Annotated in this window: 17 protein-coding genes; 4 read left to right on the forward strand and 13 right to left on the reverse strand. The window is 50.5% G+C overall.

Annotation, left to right across the window (positions count from 1 at the left end):
* Nucleotides 1-183: 183 nt before the first annotated feature.
* The 3 genes from glpX to WC980_09595 form a co-directional block, all read right to left on the reverse strand.
* On the reverse strand, nucleotides 184-1143 hold the full coding sequence (gene glpX, locus WC980_09585; protein ID MFA5795296.1) for a class II fructose-bisphosphatase: 960 nt from the start codon (nucleotides 1141-1143) through the stop codon (nucleotides 184-186).
* 88 nt (nucleotides 1144-1231) lie between these two features.
* Nucleotides 1232-1648 carry a hypothetical protein gene (locus WC980_09590; GenBank protein ID MFA5795297.1) on the reverse strand — a complete coding sequence of 139 codons (417 nt, stop codon included), beginning with the start codon at nucleotides 1646-1648 and terminating at the stop codon, nucleotides 1232-1234.
* The gene (locus WC980_09595) at nucleotides 1648-2277 is read right to left on the reverse strand and encodes an isoprenylcysteine carboxylmethyltransferase family protein (protein ID MFA5795298.1); all 630 of its coding nucleotides are present in this window, start codon (nucleotides 2275-2277) and stop codon (nucleotides 1648-1650) included. The genes WC980_09590 and WC980_09595 overlap by 1 nt, the downstream gene beginning before the upstream one ends.
* A gap of 148 nt (nucleotides 2278-2425) precedes the next feature.
* Here WC980_09595 and WC980_09600 point away from each other — a divergent pair, with 148 nt between their 5' ends.
* Both WC980_09600 and bioD read left to right on the forward strand, forming a co-directional pair.
* Nucleotides 2426-3643, forward strand: coding sequence for a hypothetical protein (locus tag WC980_09600; protein ID MFA5795299.1), 1218 nt, complete (start codon nucleotides 2426-2428; stop codon nucleotides 3641-3643).
* Nucleotides 3644-3734: 91 nt separating this feature from the next.
* Nucleotides 3735-4358, forward strand: a complete 624-nt coding sequence (gene bioD / locus WC980_09605) for a dethiobiotin synthase (GenBank protein MFA5795300.1) — start codon at nucleotides 3735-3737, stop codon at nucleotides 4356-4358.
* Between the two features lie 3 nt (nucleotides 4359-4361).
* On the opposite strand, the gene WC980_09610 is transcribed toward bioD, so the two are convergent.
* A complete protein-coding gene (locus WC980_09610) occupies nucleotides 4362-4778 on the reverse strand; it encodes a PAS domain-containing protein (GenBank protein ID MFA5795301.1) in 417 nt (138 codons plus the stop codon).
* Between the two features lie 163 nt (nucleotides 4779-4941).
* Between WC980_09610 and WC980_09615 the strand changes: the two genes are divergently transcribed.
* The gene (locus WC980_09615) at nucleotides 4942-5865 is read left to right on the forward strand and encodes an SDR family oxidoreductase (GenBank protein ID MFA5795302.1); all 924 of its coding nucleotides are present in this window, start codon (nucleotides 4942-4944) and stop codon (nucleotides 5863-5865) included.
* A 272-nt stretch (nucleotides 5866-6137) separates the two neighbouring features.
* Nucleotides 6138-7478: an NADP-specific glutamate dehydrogenase gene (gene gdhA / locus WC980_09620; GenBank protein MFA5795303.1), complete on the forward strand. Its 1341-nt coding sequence runs from the start codon at nucleotides 6138-6140 to the stop codon at nucleotides 7476-7478.
* A gap of 1281 nt (nucleotides 7479-8759) precedes the next feature.
* Here the strand turns inward: gdhA and WC980_09625 are convergent.
* The 9 genes from WC980_09625 to WC980_09665 all read right to left on the reverse strand — a co-directional run bounded on the left by WC980_09625 (nucleotide 8760) and on the right by WC980_09665 (nucleotide 18574).
* Complete coding sequence (locus WC980_09625; protein MFA5795304.1) at nucleotides 8760-9860, reverse strand: hypothetical protein; 1101 nt, start codon at nucleotides 9858-9860, stop codon at nucleotides 8760-8762.
* A 24-nt stretch (nucleotides 9861-9884) separates the two neighbouring features.
* A complete protein-coding gene (locus WC980_09630) occupies nucleotides 9885-11327 on the reverse strand; it encodes an RHS repeat-associated core domain-containing protein (protein ID MFA5795305.1) in 1443 nt (480 codons plus the stop codon).
* A 481-nt stretch (nucleotides 11328-11808) separates the two neighbouring features.
* The gene (locus WC980_09635) at nucleotides 11809-12087 is read right to left on the reverse strand and encodes a hypothetical protein (GenBank protein MFA5795306.1); all 279 of its coding nucleotides are present in this window, start codon (nucleotides 12085-12087) and stop codon (nucleotides 11809-11811) included.
* 203 nt (nucleotides 12088-12290) lie between these two features.
* Nucleotides 12291-12758, reverse strand: coding sequence for a hydrogenase maturation protease (locus tag WC980_09640; GenBank protein ID MFA5795307.1), 468 nt, complete (start codon nucleotides 12756-12758; stop codon nucleotides 12291-12293).
* A 94-nt stretch (nucleotides 12759-12852) separates the two neighbouring features.
* The gene (locus WC980_09645; GenBank protein ID MFA5795308.1) at nucleotides 12853-14148 is read right to left on the reverse strand and encodes a Ni/Fe hydrogenase subunit alpha; all 1296 of its coding nucleotides are present in this window, start codon (nucleotides 14146-14148) and stop codon (nucleotides 12853-12855) included.
* Nucleotides 14149-14895: an NADH:ubiquinone oxidoreductase gene (locus WC980_09650; GenBank protein ID MFA5795309.1), complete on the reverse strand. Its 747-nt coding sequence runs from the start codon at nucleotides 14893-14895 to the stop codon at nucleotides 14149-14151.
* Nucleotides 14892-15731, reverse strand: coding sequence for an FAD/NAD(P)-binding protein (locus WC980_09655; GenBank protein MFA5795310.1), 840 nt, complete (start codon nucleotides 15729-15731; stop codon nucleotides 14892-14894). The genes WC980_09650 and WC980_09655 overlap by 4 nt, the downstream gene beginning before the upstream one ends.
* Entirely contained in the window at nucleotides 15728-16786 is a 1059-nt protein-coding gene (locus WC980_09660) for a 4Fe-4S dicluster domain-containing protein (protein ID MFA5795311.1), read from the reverse strand. The genes WC980_09655 and WC980_09660 overlap by 4 nt, the downstream gene beginning before the upstream one ends.
* Before the next feature lie 204 nt (nucleotides 16787-16990).
* A complete protein-coding gene (locus WC980_09665; GenBank protein MFA5795312.1) occupies nucleotides 16991-18574 on the reverse strand; it encodes an FMN-binding glutamate synthase family protein in 1584 nt (527 codons plus the stop codon).
* Between the last annotated feature and the right edge of the window lie 191 nt (nucleotides 18575-18765).

Below are 18765 nucleotides of genomic sequence, written 5' to 3' on the forward strand. Positions count from 1 at the left end.
TAGTTTCAGACTGATTTTAATCAGGATGAAACGTTACCTGTCTCTTACACCGCTTAAGCGGGGTTAGTGCTGGTTCGAGTCCCGCCACAGACGGGATAAACTGCGCGAGTTACCAGCACTTATCCTTGTGCTAAGCACAAGGGTTAGAGGCCCTACAAACCTGTCCTCGAGTTCAGACCTATTCTAATACACCGGTTTCTTAGAGAACCTATGATGCGCCTCGATATACCGAATCGTGCCTGTTTTCGAGCGCATCACCACCGAATGGGTGGTTGCCCCGTCGCCTGTAATCCGGACGCCTTTAAGGAATGACCCATTGGTTACGCCGGTAGCCGCGAACATAATATCATCAGGCTTGGCCAGTTCATTTATATTAAAAACCTTGTCTATATTTTTTACACCCATCTTATGAGCCCGTTTAACCTCCTCTTCATTGCGCGGTTTCAGCTGTCCCTGCATATCACCGCCCAAACATTGCAAAGCGGCCGCGGCCAGAACGCCTTCGGGCGCTCCGCCGATACCGAGTAAAAGATCAATCTCCGAATCAGGCGGGAAGGCGGTTGCCACTGCGGCGGCCACATCGCCGTCCTGAATCAAATAAATCCGTGCGCCTGTTTCACGGACTTCCCTGATAATGTCCGCGTGCCTGGGGCGGTCTAAAATAACCACGGTGATATTGCTCACATCACGGCCCAGTTTTTTAGCCACGGCCTTGACATTGTCCTTAACCGGGGCGTTGATATCGATAGCTCCGGCAGCGCGCGGGCCGACGGCTATCTTTTTCATGTATGTATCGGGCGCGTTGAGGAAATGACCGCTCGGCGCCGCGGCCACAACCGCTATGGCATTGGGCCGTCCCTGAGCCGTCAGGGTGGTGCCTTCGAGCGGGTCAATGGCGATATCCAGCTTCGGACCACCGCCCTTGCCGATTTTTTCGCCGATATAAAGCATCGGCGCTTCATCCCGCTCGCCCTCACCGATGACGACCGTTCCTTCAAAAGTGATTGCCGAAAATGCCTTGCGCATATAATCCACCGCGGCCTGGTCGGCGGCCTTGTCATTCCCTAACCCCATCCATTTAGCAGCCCCTAATGCGGCCGCTTCCGTCACCCTGACAAATTCCAATGCTAAATTCCTATCCATAAAATTCTCCTTTCAAATTATATCGCGGCATAGTATATCTGAAATAATTCCCTGTCAACTATTTACGTCAACTAAGAATTTCTCTTTTCTATTTCGCCGATTTCTCTGTCGCTATTTTCTTATCAAGAAAGGCTATAACCTCGGCCCTGTTTTGCGAAGTCATCAGGTAAACACCCCGAAAATTCTCCAACCTTGATTTATCCGGGTAGGGGCTGAGCAGGATGCCGTTCTGGTCGGGATAGTAGCTTTTGAATTCAGACCAAGTCTTGACCATACGGCCGGACAAGGTTTTCACGATTAACTCGGTCTCGGTCAATGTATAACTGGTCGAGATGAAGAATTTATAGAGCGAGCCGAACATAAGCAGGCCGGAAACAATAGTCATTAATAAGCTTTCAAACAAGATATAAACCAGAAGCAACAGCAACAGGAGGAAAGCGATAAGGAATAAACTTTTAACCGGGGTTTGTTTAACGGGATGAACGGTCCATTTGAGTTCAGACATCAGGCTTTAACGATAAACTCTTTAACCAGAGCGACAACAATAACGCCGGCGAACCCGCCGATGGTGCCCAGCTCGGCCATCAACACCCGACCCCAGGGAAATCTGGTGACATTGACCGCATCGCTCTTGGTAAACAAAGCGGACAATTTCGGACCCCAGCGCGGGGTTCGGTCGTAATACGCTTGGTAATCCGGACCGGATTTCTCGAGCATCCGTTTTTCCTCGTACCAGGCTATCAGCATCTGGTGGAGTATGAATATGGCGAATACGGCTACGGGCACGTACCAGATAAGTTTCAAGAGAAAAGCCGCGCCGCCGAAACCGAGGATGTTACCCCAGTAAAGCGGGTTGCGGGTGAACCGGTAAGGACCTTCGGTGGCCAGCTGGCGTTTCAACGGGTCGCCCGGCTGCCCCTTCCAACCGATATAACGGGCCGCGTAAATCCGGATACCGCAGCCTTTGGCCAGAAGTATCCCGCCGATTATCCAAGTCAGGTAATACTGTTCCATCCAGTTTAACCAATCAGCGGTAATATGGTCGCGCAGTACGACCATGGGCAGGGATATCAGCAGGTAGGCAAACCAGCGATACCTAAAAAGGAACCGGCCTATGTAATATCTTTTGTTCATAAAAATTAGTTGACATATTTAAGGTATAATGTAGGGTGCTGTCAAGAATTAGTAAACTCTTTTCCAACAAAGTTGGGATTATAGTTAATTATATAAAAGCCGGATAATTCGCGGAGTTTATTCCGCTTAAACCGGTCCTGATAAATATATGCGTTACTTTAAAATCATCTCTGTCCTGTCAGTCATAACTTTCGCCATCATCCTGCCGTTTTCAGCGCCCAAGGCTGAAACCAAGAAAGACCTCGACCCGGAACTCAAGGGAAAAGTCGAGGACGCCATTATCCGCGGCAAACAGGTGCTGGTCGGATTAATAGAAAAACTGCCGGATTATAAGTTCGACCTCAAAGACCACAACGGCATGATGCACAACATGCGCTATGACGAAATAGTCCTTTATACCTTGGCGCATTGCGGCGCCATGCAGGACGAAGAGTTCCAGGCCCTGCTGGAACGCACCCTGGAAAATCCGCTGGACCGGACCTACCACGTAGTGCTCCAGGCCATGGCCCTGGAAGCAATCGACAAACAAGCCTACGAAGCCCGGATAGCCGACTGCGCCCAATACCTGGTTGATACCCAGTGCTCCAACGGCCAGTGGAGCTACGGACTAGAACGTCCGTCCGAGAACTGGAAGAAGATACGCTACGGCAAGGCCGTGGTGACCGGCCCCGATAAAAAAGGCCCCACGCCTCCACCAAAGGACGTCCGGATAATACCCGGTAGCGGCACCAAAAGCGTCAAGCTGGGCAATTACAAAGCTATCCAGAGTAAGAAGCTGGGCGGCCCATCCGGCGATAATTCCAACACCCAGTATGCCATCCTGGGCCTGAGGGCCTGCAAAGAAACCCAGGTTTTCATACCCGAAGAACTCTGGAAATCCTCCAAGAAATGGTTTGAATCCACCCAGGACGGCGAAGGCGGCTGGGGCTACGCGCCGAACGGGGACGCGGCTAATTCACCGGCATACGGCTCCATGACAGCCGGCGCCATGGGCAGCCTTTACATTACTAAATTCTACCTGGGCGAATTCAAGGAACTTAAATCAGCCCAGGAAGACAAATATATCAAGCGGGCCATGGGATGGGTAATCAAAAACTATACCGTATCCACTAACCCCAAAACCGACCGCCAGGATTACTTCTTTTACTACCTCTATGCCATGGAACGAGCCGGCGTATTCGCCGGAATCGAGAAATTCGGCGGGCGCGACTGGTACGTGGACGGCTGCACCGAAATCGTCAACCGCCAGGAATCCAGCGGCATGTGGAACAAAGGCAGCATCAGCGATACCTGTTTCGCCATGCTTTTCCTGAAGATGGCCACCAAGCCCCTCAAGGCCGTCATTACCGGCACCGGCGGCAAATAACAAGCATTTTCCCTGATAGCCGAAAAATCATTGACATATCTGACTTCGAAAATTAACATCTATTTTACCCTTTAAAGAAAGTAGTTACCAAATGAACAACCACTCTTTTTTCATAACCGGCACGGACACCGAAGTGGGCAAAACCGTGGTCACCGCCGTGCTCTGCGGCATCTTCCGGGAACAGGGTTATGATGTCGGCGTGATGAAACCGGTTTCCAGCGGCGGCCGGGCCGATGCCTTTTATCTCCTGAACCATACCGGGTTAAAAGACCCTATTGAGCTGATCAACCCGGTCCATTTCAGGCAACCGCTGGCACCAACCATAGCCGCCCGGCTGGAAGCCAAGACCATCTCGATTAAAAAGATTATGGCCACATACAGAAAACTCAAATCCATCCATAAGGACGGCCTGCTGGTCGAAGGCGTGGGCGGGCTGATGGTCCCGCTGGCAAAGAATTATCTGGTAGCCGACCTGATAAAAGATATGAAATTACCGGTTATCATCGTCAGCCGCCCCCGGCTGGGCACCATAAACCATACCCTGCTGACTATCGGGGAATTAAAACGCCGCCGGATTCCCATCGAAGGATTCATCACCAATCACACCGAGCCGGAAAACAAGAACGACCTGACCGCGAAAATGAGCCCAGACATTATCCGGAATATTTCCGGCGTCAAATACCTCGGCGCCATACCTTATATGGGCAACGCCTGACAGCTAAGCGTCCATCAGCCGTTTTTCGCCCTCAATCTTCTTGATATCGGTAATGTCCTGGGTGACTTCCAGCGTACCCATATATTTCTTCTCGCTGTCGCGCACCGCGAAGTAACGGATATAGACCATCTTGCCCTGCAGGTTAATCCAAAAGCTGTGAGAATCCTTGGTGCCGTCCTTGAACGACTTGATTATCTTCTCCACGGCCGCAAGGCTCTTGGCCGGGTGGCAGTTCTTGACCTCGCGCCCGATAATGGTCCTGGGCCGGACGAATATCCGCCCCTTGGTCTCGGAGAAATACCTGACCTTGTCGTCCTTGTCCACAAAGGTGATGTCCACCGGCAGCGTATTCAGGATGTTAAGCAGTTCGTCCAGCCCCAGATTCCCGGTCGGCAAAGAAACCATATTGTTCACGCACATATTCATATCCTTTCTTTTATCTTTTGTAACTTAATTGATTATACCAGATATTTATATTTTTGCAAGGTTATTCAAAGCATATCAGTTTTGCTGGTCAAGAATATTTTGACACAATCACTGCTGTTAGTATAGTTAGACTCCGTTCTTTCTAAAGGAAATGAGTATGTATTTAGTAACCGGCGGCGCGGGATTCATCGGCTCGCATATCGTCGAACGACTTGTCCGGCAGGGCAAAAAAGTCCGGATTATCGACGACCTGTCCAGCGGACTGCTGGCCAACCTCAAGGGCTTTGGCCATAAAGTCCAGTTCATCAAGGGCGACATCCGCGACGCCAGGGCCGTGGCCCGGGCCATGCGCGGAGTCAAATACGTCATACACGAGGCCGCCCTGAAATCGGTGCCAGAATCCATACTCCGCCCGCGCCAGTTCCACGATGTCAACGTCAACGGCACATTTAACCTGCTCCTGGCCGCCAAGGATGCCGGCGTGCGCAGGTTCGTCTTCGCCTCGTCCAGCTCGGTTTACGGCGATGCGGCCAGCCTGCCGGTCAGGGAATCGTTCCCGGTCCAGCCGATATCGCCCTACGGCGCCACCAAGGTCATGGGCGAGATATACTGCCGTAACTTCCACCAGGTATTCGGGCTGCCCACCGCGGTGGTGCGTTATTTCAACGTCTTCGGCCCGCGCCAGGACCCCAAATCGCCCTATGCCGGGGTCATCCCAAAGTTCATCAAGGCGCTCAAAAATAACCAGAGGCCGACCATCTTCGGCAACGGCCTCCAGTCGCGCGACTTTACATACATAGACAACGTCGTGGACGGCACGCTAAAGGCCCTGACCGCGCCGATTCCGCCCAGCGTTCCGGCCATCAACATCGCCAACGGCAATCCCTACAGCGTCCTGGCTATGGCCAAACTGCTCAATAAAATAATGGGCAAGGATGTCAAGCCCCTATTCAAGCCCCCTCGCAAGGGCGATATCCTGCACTCCTATGCCGACATTACCCTGGCCCGCAAATACCTCAAATACAAATCAACGGTCAGCTTCGCCCAGGGCCTGGGCAAGACAGTCAGCTATTTCATATAACCGCAACCATAACAACGACGCTATAATGCCTGTTTGCGCCTGCGTTAATACCAGTGTTTATCGGGGCGAATTACCCCGCTTGCGGGTAAAAACTACCCAAAATTTTATATAATATTTATTGACTCGATTATTGCGATTGCTATATTGCTAGTTCAGTTTTTCACAGGTTAAACAGAATACTTACAGGTGAAAAATAAGGAGGTAATATGGCAGTTTTAGAGCTACAGAGAAAGAGATCGAAGAAACAAACCCAAACAAAAGGAGGAGGAAGTATGGCAGCCAGTAGTGTAAAGGAATTCATGGGCCGGCTCATCGCCAAGAATCCCGGCGAAAAGGAATTCCACCAGGCCGTGTTCGAAGTGGCATCGTCCCTCATGCCCTTCATCGAAAAGAACCCCAAGTACAAGAGGGCTAAAATACTCGAGCGTATCGCCGAGCCCGAAAGAGTCATCATGTTCCGGGTGCCCTGGCTGGACGACAAAGGCGAGGTCCAGGTAAACCGCGGCTTCCGGATTGAGATGAACAGCGCCATCGGACCCTACAAGGGCGGTCTGCGCCTTCATCCCTCGGTCAACCTGGGCATCCTGAAGTTCCTGGCTTTTGAGCAGGTCTTCAAGAACTCGCTGACCACCCTGCCCATGGGCGGCGGCAAAGGCGGCTCGGACTTCGACCCCAAGGGCAAATCTGACAACGAAGTCATGAAGTTCTGCCAATCGTTCATGTCGGAACTATTCCGCCATATCGGCCCGGACACAGACGTCCCGGCCGGCGACATCGGCGTGGGCGGCCGTGAAATCGGATTCCTGTTCGGCCAGTACAAGAGGCTCCGCAACGAGTTCACCGGCGTCCTGACCGGCAAGGGCCGGGCCTGGGGCGGCAGCTTGATTCGCCCCGAAGCCACCGGCTACGGCACACTCTACTTCGCCGAAGAAATGCTCAAGACCCGCAAGGAATCGATGGAAGGCAAAATCGTAGCCATCTCCGGCTCCGGCAACGTCGCCCAGTACGCCGTGGAAAAGACCCTGGAAATGGGCGGCACACCGGTCACCCTGTCCGATTCCAACGGCACCGTCTATGACCCCAAAGGCATCACCACCGAAAAGCTGGCCTACGTCATGCAGCTCAAGAACGAAAAGCGCGGCCGCATCGAAGAATACGCCGCCAAGTACAAATGCAAATACCTGGCCGGCAAACGCCCCTGGGGCATCAAGTGCGACGTGGCACTGCCCTGCGCCACCCAGAACGAAGTTGACGTCAACGACGCCAAAACCCTGGTCAAGAACGGCTGTATCTGCGTCTCCGAAGGCGCCAACATGCCCTCGACCATCGAAGCGGTCAACGTGTTCCTGGGCGCCAAGATACTCTACGGCCCGGGCAAAGCCGCCAACGCCGGCGGCGTGGCCACCAGCGGACTGGAAATGTCACAGAACAGCCTGCGCCTGAGCTGGACCCGCGAAGAGGTAGACGAGAAACTGCACAACATAATGAAAGCCATCCACGCCCAGTGCGCCGAATACGGCACGGAAGGCAGCTTCATCAACTACGTCAACGGAGCCAACATCGCCGGCTTCGTCAAAGTAGCCAACTCCATGCTCGACCACGGGGTGGTCTAGTTTTTGCAGGCAAACCTTTAAAGGGGCGTCCATCCGGACGCCCCTTTTACTTTTAGTGCCGGTTCGAGTGCAACGAGTTACCGGTACTTATCCCCGAAACGAAGTGGAGTGGGATTAGGGACACTTCGAGCCTGCCTGCTGCAGGCAGGTGCAACGAGTTACCGGTACTTATCCAGCGACCATAGAGAGCAGGATTAGTGACTGCTGGAGGCTACGCACTCCCCGAAGCCCCGCCTAAAGGCGGGGTAAACTGTGCGGAGTGGGACCAATCACATTAGCAAAAGCTCAGCACCAGAAGCATTAATCCCGTATTTTTAATGGGGTATGGGTTTACGATACACCCTATAGAGGTTATCTATACTCCTTATATCGGTTATTGACACCTCTAGTACCCGTTATCGACATTCCTAATACCGGTTATCGATATCCCTAGTCCTGGTTATCAACATCCCTAATATCGGTTATCGATATCCCTAATCCCGGTTTACGATACCCCTAATACTAATTATCAACATCCCTAATACCGGTTTACGACATATCCTATAGGGGTTATCGATACTGCTTATAGGTATTATCCATATATCCCATAGTAGTCATCCACACCCCCTACAGGGGTTATCGATACCGCCTATGGGGATTATTAGTACGCCCTATAGTAGTAATTCACACACCCGATAGAGGTTATCTATATCGCCTATAGGGATGACTGACACCACCTATGGGAGTTACCCATACTCCATATAGAGGTTATCGATATAGGGAGTAGAGGTTAAGGGGGGAGGGGGGAGGTATCTCCCCCCCCCTCCGAATATGCATTATAATCATTATTTAAGCAAAATGTTACGTTTTTTTATGGGGTAGGTACAGATGGGGGTGTCCCTCCCCCCTAACCACCTTCTCTACCCCTACCTACCCACCCTCCCTGGGTACCTACCCCCTATATACCCTAATGGCACACCGAGTATACTTCTACGCACTACCGAGTAACCTGATACGCGATACCGGATAACCTAATACGCGATACCAGATGGCCTAGTACGCGATACCGGATGTCCTAATACGCGATACCAGATGTCCTAATATGCGATACCGGGTTACCCTATGCGCATTACCGTATAATACCCTACGCAATGGGGTATAACCCCTGTGGGACAGGGGAAGGGTTCCACAAAAACGAGGGAAAAACCCAAAGAAATGATGATTTTACAAAAACTACGCCCGGGAATAGCCCTGATTAGCTAGTTACCGCCGGTGGGATGTGTCCCCACCACCAAATTTTAATTATTTAGGGGTATTTTGTTTGGGTTCTTTAGATTCTTCTTTTATCGGCGCATCAGTTTTGGAATCATCTTTCACCTGCTCTATCGGTTCTAATTCACCAGTGGTTATCTGTTTGCACCAGATAAGAATAACTTTTCTATCCTTCTCCAAATGCTTATAATCATTTTGGATATCTGTTGCGGCTTTCTTGGCTGATAAAGACTTAGGCAATCGCTTATAATACCCAGCCCGAAACTCAGAAGGCTTGGTCTCAAAAAACTGGTGCAAAGCAAAGAAATTATCGTAATCCCCGGCAATATGCCGGTCATCTTTAGATGATAACCCTAAACTTATTACTTTATACAAAGCCGCTGGCAAACTGTAATCAGCTATGCCGCATCCTGTCACCTTATCAAACATCTCGATAGCATTGCTGTACTCGCTCAATTTAAAATAAAACCATCCTCTTAAAAAGATAGCAAAAGCTAAAAAATCACGATCAGTGTTTTTATCATTCATAATGCTTGCAATATCTTTTTGCGCCTTGGTAACTTCTTCGTGAAATTTATCGAATATTTTTTTTTCTTCCGGACCGTCCTTGAAAATATCGTCTTTTAAAGAAAAAGCTGCTGTATGTTGCCGTGTAAAAACCCATGCCGGATATGACGCGATAGGTAATAATATTTCCTCCAAACGTTTCTGGGGAATGCTTTTATTTTTATTATCTATATAATCAATAAATTTTTTTAGTTTATTTTCTAACCCGTCCAAATAAGGCAAACAAATTAACTCATTTTTGAATGAATCGTACGCCGGCTTTACACTAAGAATCACCCCAAAAGGGCTTGTTGAACTGCTATATACCCGAATTTCTGGGAAAGCAATAGATATTTGAAATTTCGCCATTTCTATAGTAGTGTTTTCAAGTTTTAAACGAGCCAAAACAGCATTCTCATATCCAGCTCCATATACCTTATAACATCGCGTTGCCATTATAGTTCTGCTAATATGATTATCTTCATCATTTAGTACAATAATTTTCTCATCCGAATAAACCTTATTAACAGCGATAGAAACTAGTATTGTCATATAGACCATTACTTTTAAACATAAATTTCTCATATATTAATCCTTTCCAATTATATTTTACTTGGGACCGCCAAATCCCTCTATTCCATGGTGCTGTGGACCTCTTATCGTTGTGCTGTATTCGCCCTTATAATTTACATCAACAAAAAAATCCATTATAAATTGTCGTTCTATAGTTGTGGCATATCTACCTGAAATTTCGAGTATCCATTTAACAATATACTGTCCGCGAATAACACACCATGTTTGTTCAGAGGGGGGAAGAATCCATGATTTCCTTATACTCATGGTTGAGTAGTCGGTTAAAACACCATCCTTAATGTCCCTTTGCCTTTCTTCATTGCTTGCCCACCCATCAATCCTATCCCTACCTAACGGTATAGCAAACCAGTTTTCAATCTCTGTTATCTTGATATGATCAAAATCTCCCGAATAAATAAAACTGTAATTAATTTTCATGTCCAGATCAAATGTGTCGTCATTTTCCCCTATAGTATAAATACTTATTTCGGCTGGATATATTGGCTGGAATCTTATTAGCTGGAACCAGCATTTATCAGTCGTTAATGCCTCTTCCGGCTGTTCTTTTCTTTCTCCAGTAGCACTAACATCGGGGGATGGGTTCGCGATTATTATTGTTGTTTGCGCTTCTGGAGGTAATGAAGTTCCGCTGGAACCGGTATCTGGCTGTTTTTCTTTTTTCCCAGACGGATCTATAAGATTTATCGGGTTGTTAGCGACATAGGCATATAAATTCAGTAAAGTATCATTCTTAAGTGGATCCCTCTGCAGGAACCTCCCCATTGTTGGACTGTAATATCTGGCCCGGTAGTAGTAAAATCCCGTCTCGTCGTCATATTCCCGGCCGGTATACATAAATCGGTTGCCTTTAGTAGATTTGGTCGGAGGTTCAGTAGGATTACTAGGATCGTATATGCTAGTTTCTCCATAGGCGGTATACGAGTATTTCTCCACTATGGCTCCGGTGTTGTCGGTAAGGGCGTAAATACTGCCCAGCGAATTATCGTGGTAATAGTATTTCCAGCTTTGGCTGGTGCCGTAGCGGGTCATCTGCAGGACCTCGTCTATGTTGTTGCCGTAGACGTACTGCCTTAAAAGAGTCCCCGCCTCATCGCGCTCCTCGATGCACCTTGCTCCGTCGTAGTAGAACCTGATAGTCGTGCTGTTCTGACCCCCACCCTGATAGGTGACTTTTTCTACCCGGCGGCCCAGGGCATCGTATTTATATTCGCCGACTGTTCTCTGACTCGATCCGGAACCGGTTGTAACCTTGACCAGCCGGTTGGCATAGTCATAACTGCAAGACTGTATCCCATCACTGGTCATATTGCCGTTGGCGTCATAACCCAAAACGCCAGTGTTTATTGTGTTATACCGATTTAACGGGTCTGGTGTATATACACCACTTACATAATTATACTGATCAACCGTACTTGTTCCGCCCGTAATGCTTTCGGTTAAGGTTTTACGGTTACCCACGCCATCCATGTCAAATGTCTCGGTCAGAGTACCTGGGATGGGGACACATCCCATGCCGCCAAACCCTCTATTCTCCTGCTTCCGCAGGCGCGATTTTTCTTAAATCGCGTTCACTCCCTACCGGGAATATCTGATATGATATGCTTTTAGCCGGATTAGTCAATTTATTTGGGCGATGGTAAGCCTGGATTCTAATCCTAATGAGTGCGATTTAAGAAAAACTGCGCCCTGCAAGTCAAGTATTTAGCGCATTATCATGCCAGAGGCAAATCAGCCTTTGGCTGACAAAATCAGGTGTGTGTCACCGGACTTAAATAAGCTGATTTACCAAAAACAACGCCTTGGAAACCTTATAAACAAAGGGAAAGAAAATTGGGGGTGTGTCACCGAACTAAGGTGTGTGTCACCGGACCTTGCGAATCAACTATTTGCTGGAACAGCGTGTGTTACCAGACCAGTGTCACCAAATAAAGATACCATCTCATTTTAATATGCCTTCTTCCGATAAAGTTAGAATTACTCCAATAAATGCCAGCAAATAAACCAGAATCTGTATAATGTTCGCCTTTTTCCTCTTATGTGGATCCATTTCCTTACCAGGTACTGCTATTAGAATCCGAACCCCAAAAAGAAAACCTGCCAGACCAAATACAGAGTCAGACTTAAAGAAGGATTCTTTTGTTACATACGTATAAGCAACTATTAATGCGCCAGTAATCATGACGAACACCGCTACTATTGTGTCTTTTTTTTTAGACATTGAATTACAAACTCCTTTAGTTTAATAAAATTATTTTCCTCTCAGCCATTATCCGGTGACACACACCTGATTTTTCTTCTCAATATTTAAGCGGTTTCCAAGGCTCTGTTTTCGTAAACCGGACCTTCCCTGCAGAAATTATTAAATATAATATGCTTTTAGCCGGATTAGTCAATTTATTTGGGCGCGCAAAAGGCAGGACATCAAGACTTGCTTCGTATCTCCCGGATAACCCGTTTGATGACGTCGGGAACGGCTCGTTTAACTGCCAAGCTCAGGGTTTCGCCACAGCCCATATCCTTGGGCTGGATGCCGTAAATAACCACCTCGGGGCATTTGTTCATTGATACGGCCAGCATCAGCGGTTCAACCACGTTTGCCTGATGGAGCGTCAGTTTGTTCGGGCCGCCGACCAAACCAATATCCTTTATGCCCAGCCGGGCAACGGCGCCGGGACGCCTCTTCAGCCCGGCCGCGTCCACGATAATCACCTTTTTATATAAAATAATCCTGTCATAGAGCGACAGCCCGCCCAAGCCGCCGTCGTAGACGTCCACCCCGGTTGGCAGTTTGAGCTTCTGCATCCGGCGCACGGCGTGGATGCCGACCCCGTCGTCCTTGAGCAGGATATTGCCGATGCCTAAGATGAGGATACGCTTGGCTGGTTTCATATTTAAAAGATTACCAAGTTTTACCACGAAGACACGAAATAGTTAAAACACGAAACTTAGCGCTTTCTTTATTTCGTGTTTTCGTGGTAGTATTCTATACAAACCGCACATTCAGGCAATGGGTGGAGCAGGATATGCACGGGTCGTATGCGCGCACCAGCATCTCCAGCCGGTGGCTGATTTCGTCCTGGGAGCGGTCTATTATCTCAGGCACGAGTTTTTCCATATCCAGCTGGATATTGGCGTGGTTCTGGTTGGTCGGGATGACGCAGTTGGCGCTGACAATCTTGCCCGTCTTATCATAGGTGTAGTCGTGGAAGAGTATGCCCCGCGGCACCTCGACGGCGCCGACTCCCCGGCCGGCCCTGGGCTTGACCTTGGGCTTTTCGGCCTTGAGCCCTTTCCTGAGCAGGCGGTCTATGATATTAATGCTGTCTTCAACGACGTGAACCGTTTCGACCACCTGTGCCACCGTATTCATATAGGGGTTATAACAGGGCGCCTTAAGGCCCAAATCATTGGCCGCCTTTTTGGCCAGCGGCAATAACTGCTTGGAGTTGATGTTGAACCGGGCCAGCGCGCCGACCATATATGACTTGCGCAGGTGCCGGGCGTATTTGGCGGTGGAATGCGGCACGCAGTATTCGTTGGTGATGGACTGGTATTTGGCGGGCGGGGTCAGGCCGCCGTCAGTCGAGGCGATTTTGCCGTCGTAAAAGGCGTATTCGGCATTGCTCTTGAGGGCGACGTATTCAGTTTCGCGCTCGAAGGCCGGGATGGTCAGCGTCTTGAACAGGTCCACGGTCAGCTTGAGGTCTTTGAGCCCTTCATCCAGTTGCTTGCGAAGTGATTTAAGCTCGCCCATCGTCGGCAGTTTAGTAAACCCGTTAACCACCAACCGAATGGGATGGACGGCCCGGCCGCCCACGATGTCGCCGATGTCGTTAGCCAGCTTCTTGAGCCGGAGCGCCCGGAGGACCACATCCTTGTGCGTCTTGGCCAGCGGGAAGACACTGCCCACGCCCAGGAAGTCCGGCGCGGCCAGGAAGTAATAGTGCAACACGTGGCTCTGCAGGGTCTCGGAATTGAGTATCAGCTTGCGCAGTTCGATGGTCTGGTTTGATGGCTTTATGCCGAAGGCGTCCTCAGTGGCCCGGAGCGATGCCATGGTATGCCCGATGGAGCAGATACCGCAGATACGCGAGGTGATGCAGGCGGCGTCGTCGTAAGGGCGGCTGACCACCATAGCCTCGAAAAACCGGGGCGATTCGGGCACTTCCCAGCGGATGGTTTCTATCTTGCCGTTATGGGCGTCGACCACGATGTTGCCGTGGCCTTCGACCCGGGTGATTTTGTGGATATCTATATTCAGGTCTTTTACTGTCTTCATTTATTTAACTCCCTCTCCCATACAGCCGTTATACATATTCAATCTGGCAGTCATATCATCTACGGACAAGCCGTATTTCTTGAGGATATCCTTTTCGGAATTGAGGTTGGGCTCCTTCATAAACCCGCGGCAACCCTCGCAACCGTCGTTATTGGACGGGCATATGGCGCCGCATCCGCCCAGGGTGACCGGGCCGAGGCAGAACTGCTTCTTTTCGAAGACGCAGACGTTCTCGGCCAGTTTGCATTCGGCGCAGACCGGCACGTTGGGTATTTCCGGCTTCTTGCCCAGCAGCAACGCCTTGGTAACCTTGAGGAATTCGGCCTTGCTTATGGGACAGCCGTGGATGTAATAATCGACCGGGATGACCTTATCCACCGGCTGGGTGGGAATGGTGCCGTACAGGCCGGCATCCTTGCCGTAGACCATCTTCTTTACCTGGTCCATAGTATAGCGGTTCTTAAGGCAGTTGACGCCGCCGATGCAGGCGCAAGCGCCCAGGGCCACGATGACCTTGGCGTTCTGGCGTATTTTCTTGATAGTCTCCACTTCGGCGTCGGTGGTGATACTGCCTTCGATGAAGGCGATGTCGTAATTATCCGAGCGCTCGGACATGGCTTCGCGGAAGTTGACGATGTCGACCACGCCAATGAGTTCGGGCAGTTCGGTCTCGCAGTTAAGCACCTGGAGCTGGCATCCCTCGCAGCAGGTAAAATCAAAAAAGGCGATTCTGGGCTTTTGGCTCATAGGGCTTCCCTCACATTCTTTATTTCGCTGTACCTGAATACCGGGCCGTCCATACAGCAATAGAGGTGGTTTATCTGGCAGTGGCCGCACTTGCCGACGCCGCACTTCATCTTGCGCTCGAGCGAGACGATGATGTCTTCGTCGGCAATGCCCATCTTCTTGGATTCCTGGATGGCGTATTTATACATGACCGGCGGGCCGACCACGATGACGCTGGTGGTTTTGGGGTTGACCTTGACCTTGGGGAAAAGAGTGGTAATGACGCCGACGTTGCAGGTCCAGCCGGCCGCGCCGACATCGACCGTTTCCATGCACTCGACATCGGTCCGCTTGGTCCAGCGGGCTATCTCGTCGGGCATAATCCGGTCGGCGACGCACTTGGCGCCGCAGAAAATGATGATCCGGCCGAAATCGGGTCTTTTGTCAATGGTATAATTGATGAGCGACCGGAGCGGGAACAGGCCGATGCCGGCGGCCACGAATATGATATCGCGGCCTTTGAGTTCGTTGACCGGGAATCCCCGGCCGAACGGGCCGCGGATGCCGACGCTGGCGCCGGCTTCGAGGTTGTGTATGGCCTTGGTAACGTTGCCGACGGCCCGGATGCCCAGCTCGAAGGCGCCTTTAGCTGTGGGCGATGACGATATCGATATGGGCGCCTCGCCGATGCCCGGAATCGTCACCTCGACGAACTGGCCGGGCTGGTGCCCCAGCTCCCGGTTGTCGGGCAGGCGGACCTCGAATATCTTTTCCTTATCGGTTAGCTTGGTTACCTTGGTGATGGTGGCAATCAGAGGTTTATAAAGTTCGGTATTTGATAAAGCTTGAGTAGTCATTTTGTTCCTCCCGTCAATCTGTTATACGCGTCAACCGGGCTGGCGATTTCGGCCAGGCAGGCGTTGATGCACCGGCCGCAGCCGACACAGCCCTGGACTTTGAAACGTTCGAGCATATATTTGCCCTTGCGGAACATCCGGTGGCGGGTGCGGGAGTCTTTGTGCTCGCGGAAATTCTCGCCGGTGCCGACCTTGGCGAATTCCTGGACCATACAACTGTCCCATTGGCGGGCCCGTGAACCGGATTTGAGGTCGATGGCCGTATCGTCCAGAACATCGAAACAGACGCAGGTCGGGCAGACCATGGTGCAGGAACTGCAGGCCAGGCATTTTTCAGCTATCTCTTTCCAGTAAGGATGATCGTAATTATTTTCCAGCGCTTTAGCCAGTGCATTGACGCCGCCGTCAATGGCCAGTTTGTATTTTCCGGCTGCCCTGGCCCGGACCTTGTCGCGCAGGGCTATGGATTTGCCGTCTGCTATTTTGGGTTTGGCATATTGCGACAGCAGTTTAGCGCCTTTATCGGTGCCGATTTCGACCAGGTAATCCTTGCCCAAATCTGTCAGCATCAGGTCGAAACCGGAACTGGCCGTGTTGGTATCCATGCTCTTGGAGAATGATTTGGGCGAAGGATTCAGGCAATCCATCCCGATAATAACGGTGTTTTGCCGTTTGGCCAGGTAATTGGGGTCAAGATTATCGCCAGTAAATACTTTGTCCATCAACTCGATGGCTTTGATGTCGTAGGAATGGACGCCGACCAGCACGGTCGGCTTTGAATCGATAATCGGGTCAAAGGATATCTTGCCGTTGTTCTTGTCAAATCCAAGATAGGTTTCCTTTTGGGGATAGAAATATTTTTTAGGCGGTAAAAGCGTGACGTCGTAATCCAAACAGAGTTCTGAGGCATCGGACAGGTCGCTGAAGGCGTAGCGGCCGTCTTTGGCAACCACGCCGGCTACGCGGTATTTGCCGCCGTTGATAAGTTTGGCGACAAATCCGTTAAGGTCTTTCTTGCCGATGAGCTTGAACCCCGCCAAGGTTTTATTAACCATAGTTTTCTTTCCGGGTGACTTAATACGAGTGTATTGTAGCATATTTTTCCTTTATTACAAGATAATCATAGCCAGTGATATCTTTCACGAAATAAAACAACTAAAGATAACAGATCAACTCAACTAATATAATCGGCTCCAAATGTATTAAGAAACGCCCCCTCTCCGGCCTAAACCGGAGAGGAAGCGCTGTTTGGGTGTTACCTATATACTCAATATCTTGTCTATTTCTTTCTTGTCCACATCCATTATATGGGTAATGCCACTAATGTCGGATGCCTCGTGGGTCAGAGCGGCGATGTCGTCCCGGCTGATATGCTTGAGCGAGAACTTGCGGCTGCCGGCCATTAACTGCCTGAGTCCCTGTGCCAGTCTTTCATAATAGGTGTAAAGACCGATGGCGCCGGTGGGCAGTTTGGAGAATGCGTCATTGCCCAGTTCTTTGCGCAGGCTGGCCGAGGTGACGAAAATCTCATCCCTGGAACTGCCGAATCTTTCGACATAGACCGGTAGGTTGCCGGATTCGATGGCGGCGCCGATGGTTTTGCCGACCATGGCGGCGGCGATGGGCGCGCGGGCCATTCCGATCATCTTGACAAACGGAGCGCCCAGTGCCAGTCCCTTGAAGATGCTGTCTTCAAAAGTGAATCTGCCGGCCACAACCAATGCCGGGATATACTTGCCTCTTTCGGCTAATTTCTTGGCATACTGATAAAGCAGTGAATGCAGTTCAACTGACGGAATGCCCCATTCGTTCATCATTTTCCAGGGGCTCATGCCGGTACCGCCGCCTGCGCCGTCAACGGTCAGCATATCCAATTTATACTTGGAAGCAAATGAGATAGCCCGAGCCAGGTCGGCCGGCCGGTAAGCGCCAGTCTTGAGGAAGATATATTTGGCGCCGGCTTTGCGTAACTCTTCAATCCTCTGGGCAAACGATTCCTCGCTGACCATACCGACGCGGGAATGGCGTTCGAATTCCTTAAAGGTGCCCCGTTCGAATGACTTGATGACAGTCTCATCGGTCGGGTTGGGCGTGACGATATAACCGCGCTTATGAAGCATCTGGGCTTTCTTTAGGTCTTTTATTTTGACCTCGCCGCCGATGTCCTTGGCGCCCTGACCCCACTTAAGTTCGACGATTTCCACGCCCAGCTTATCAATGGCGTATTCCTGGACGCCCAGTCTGGTGTCTTCGACGTTAGCCTGAACGATAATGGCCCCGTAACCGTCCCTCATATTGTTCTGATAAAGCTTTACCCGGTTTTTCAGGTCAACCGTATCGGTTATACGGCCGTTCTTAAAAGTGGCTTCGGGGTCCATGCCAACCACGTTTTCACCAATGGTCAAACCGGTACCGGAAATAGCTGAGCCGATGGCCAGACCGTCCCAGTTGAACTTGGCAATATTTGTCGAACCGATACCCGGTATAATCCAGGGATAACGGAACTTTATCTTGCCGTCGTGACCAAGTTTGACTTCCAGGTCAACGGCCGGGAAAATGGCCTTGTCGCTGTCTTCGGCTATACCGTGAGCGCCGACGGCCGTGCCCATAATATTGAAGTGCGAGTAATCAACCGGATACTCCTTTTCGCCGGCGGCGGTAATAATACCGAACGGCTGCGGATAGATTACCTCATGCCCGCGATAAGCTGATTTGCCGATTTCGCACATGCCGATGCATCCGTCCACGCAGGTGACGCACATCCCCGAGGCCGGAACGACAGAACCCTCTGTCCTGTTTTTGGTCAGCGTTGCCGCTGAAGCGTTTGTCTTGGATAGTGTCATGATTCCTTTCTCCTTTCTTATTTTTTATCTTTATTAACTGTTACACAAGTCCCGCATTCGCCTTTAAGACCCATCCAGCAATTGAACGACCCGTTCAGTTCGGTGCAGGTAGGCTGTAATGAGTTTTCGCATCTGCCGCAGAGGACGCTATCCGGTTTGACACCTTCGCACCGGGCGGTGCAGGCCGGGCA

Source organism: Candidatus Brocadiia bacterium (assembly GCA_041658285.1).
In the GTDB taxonomy this organism is placed as follows: Bacteria; Planctomycetota; MHYJ01; order JACQXL01; family JACQXL01; genus JBBAAP01.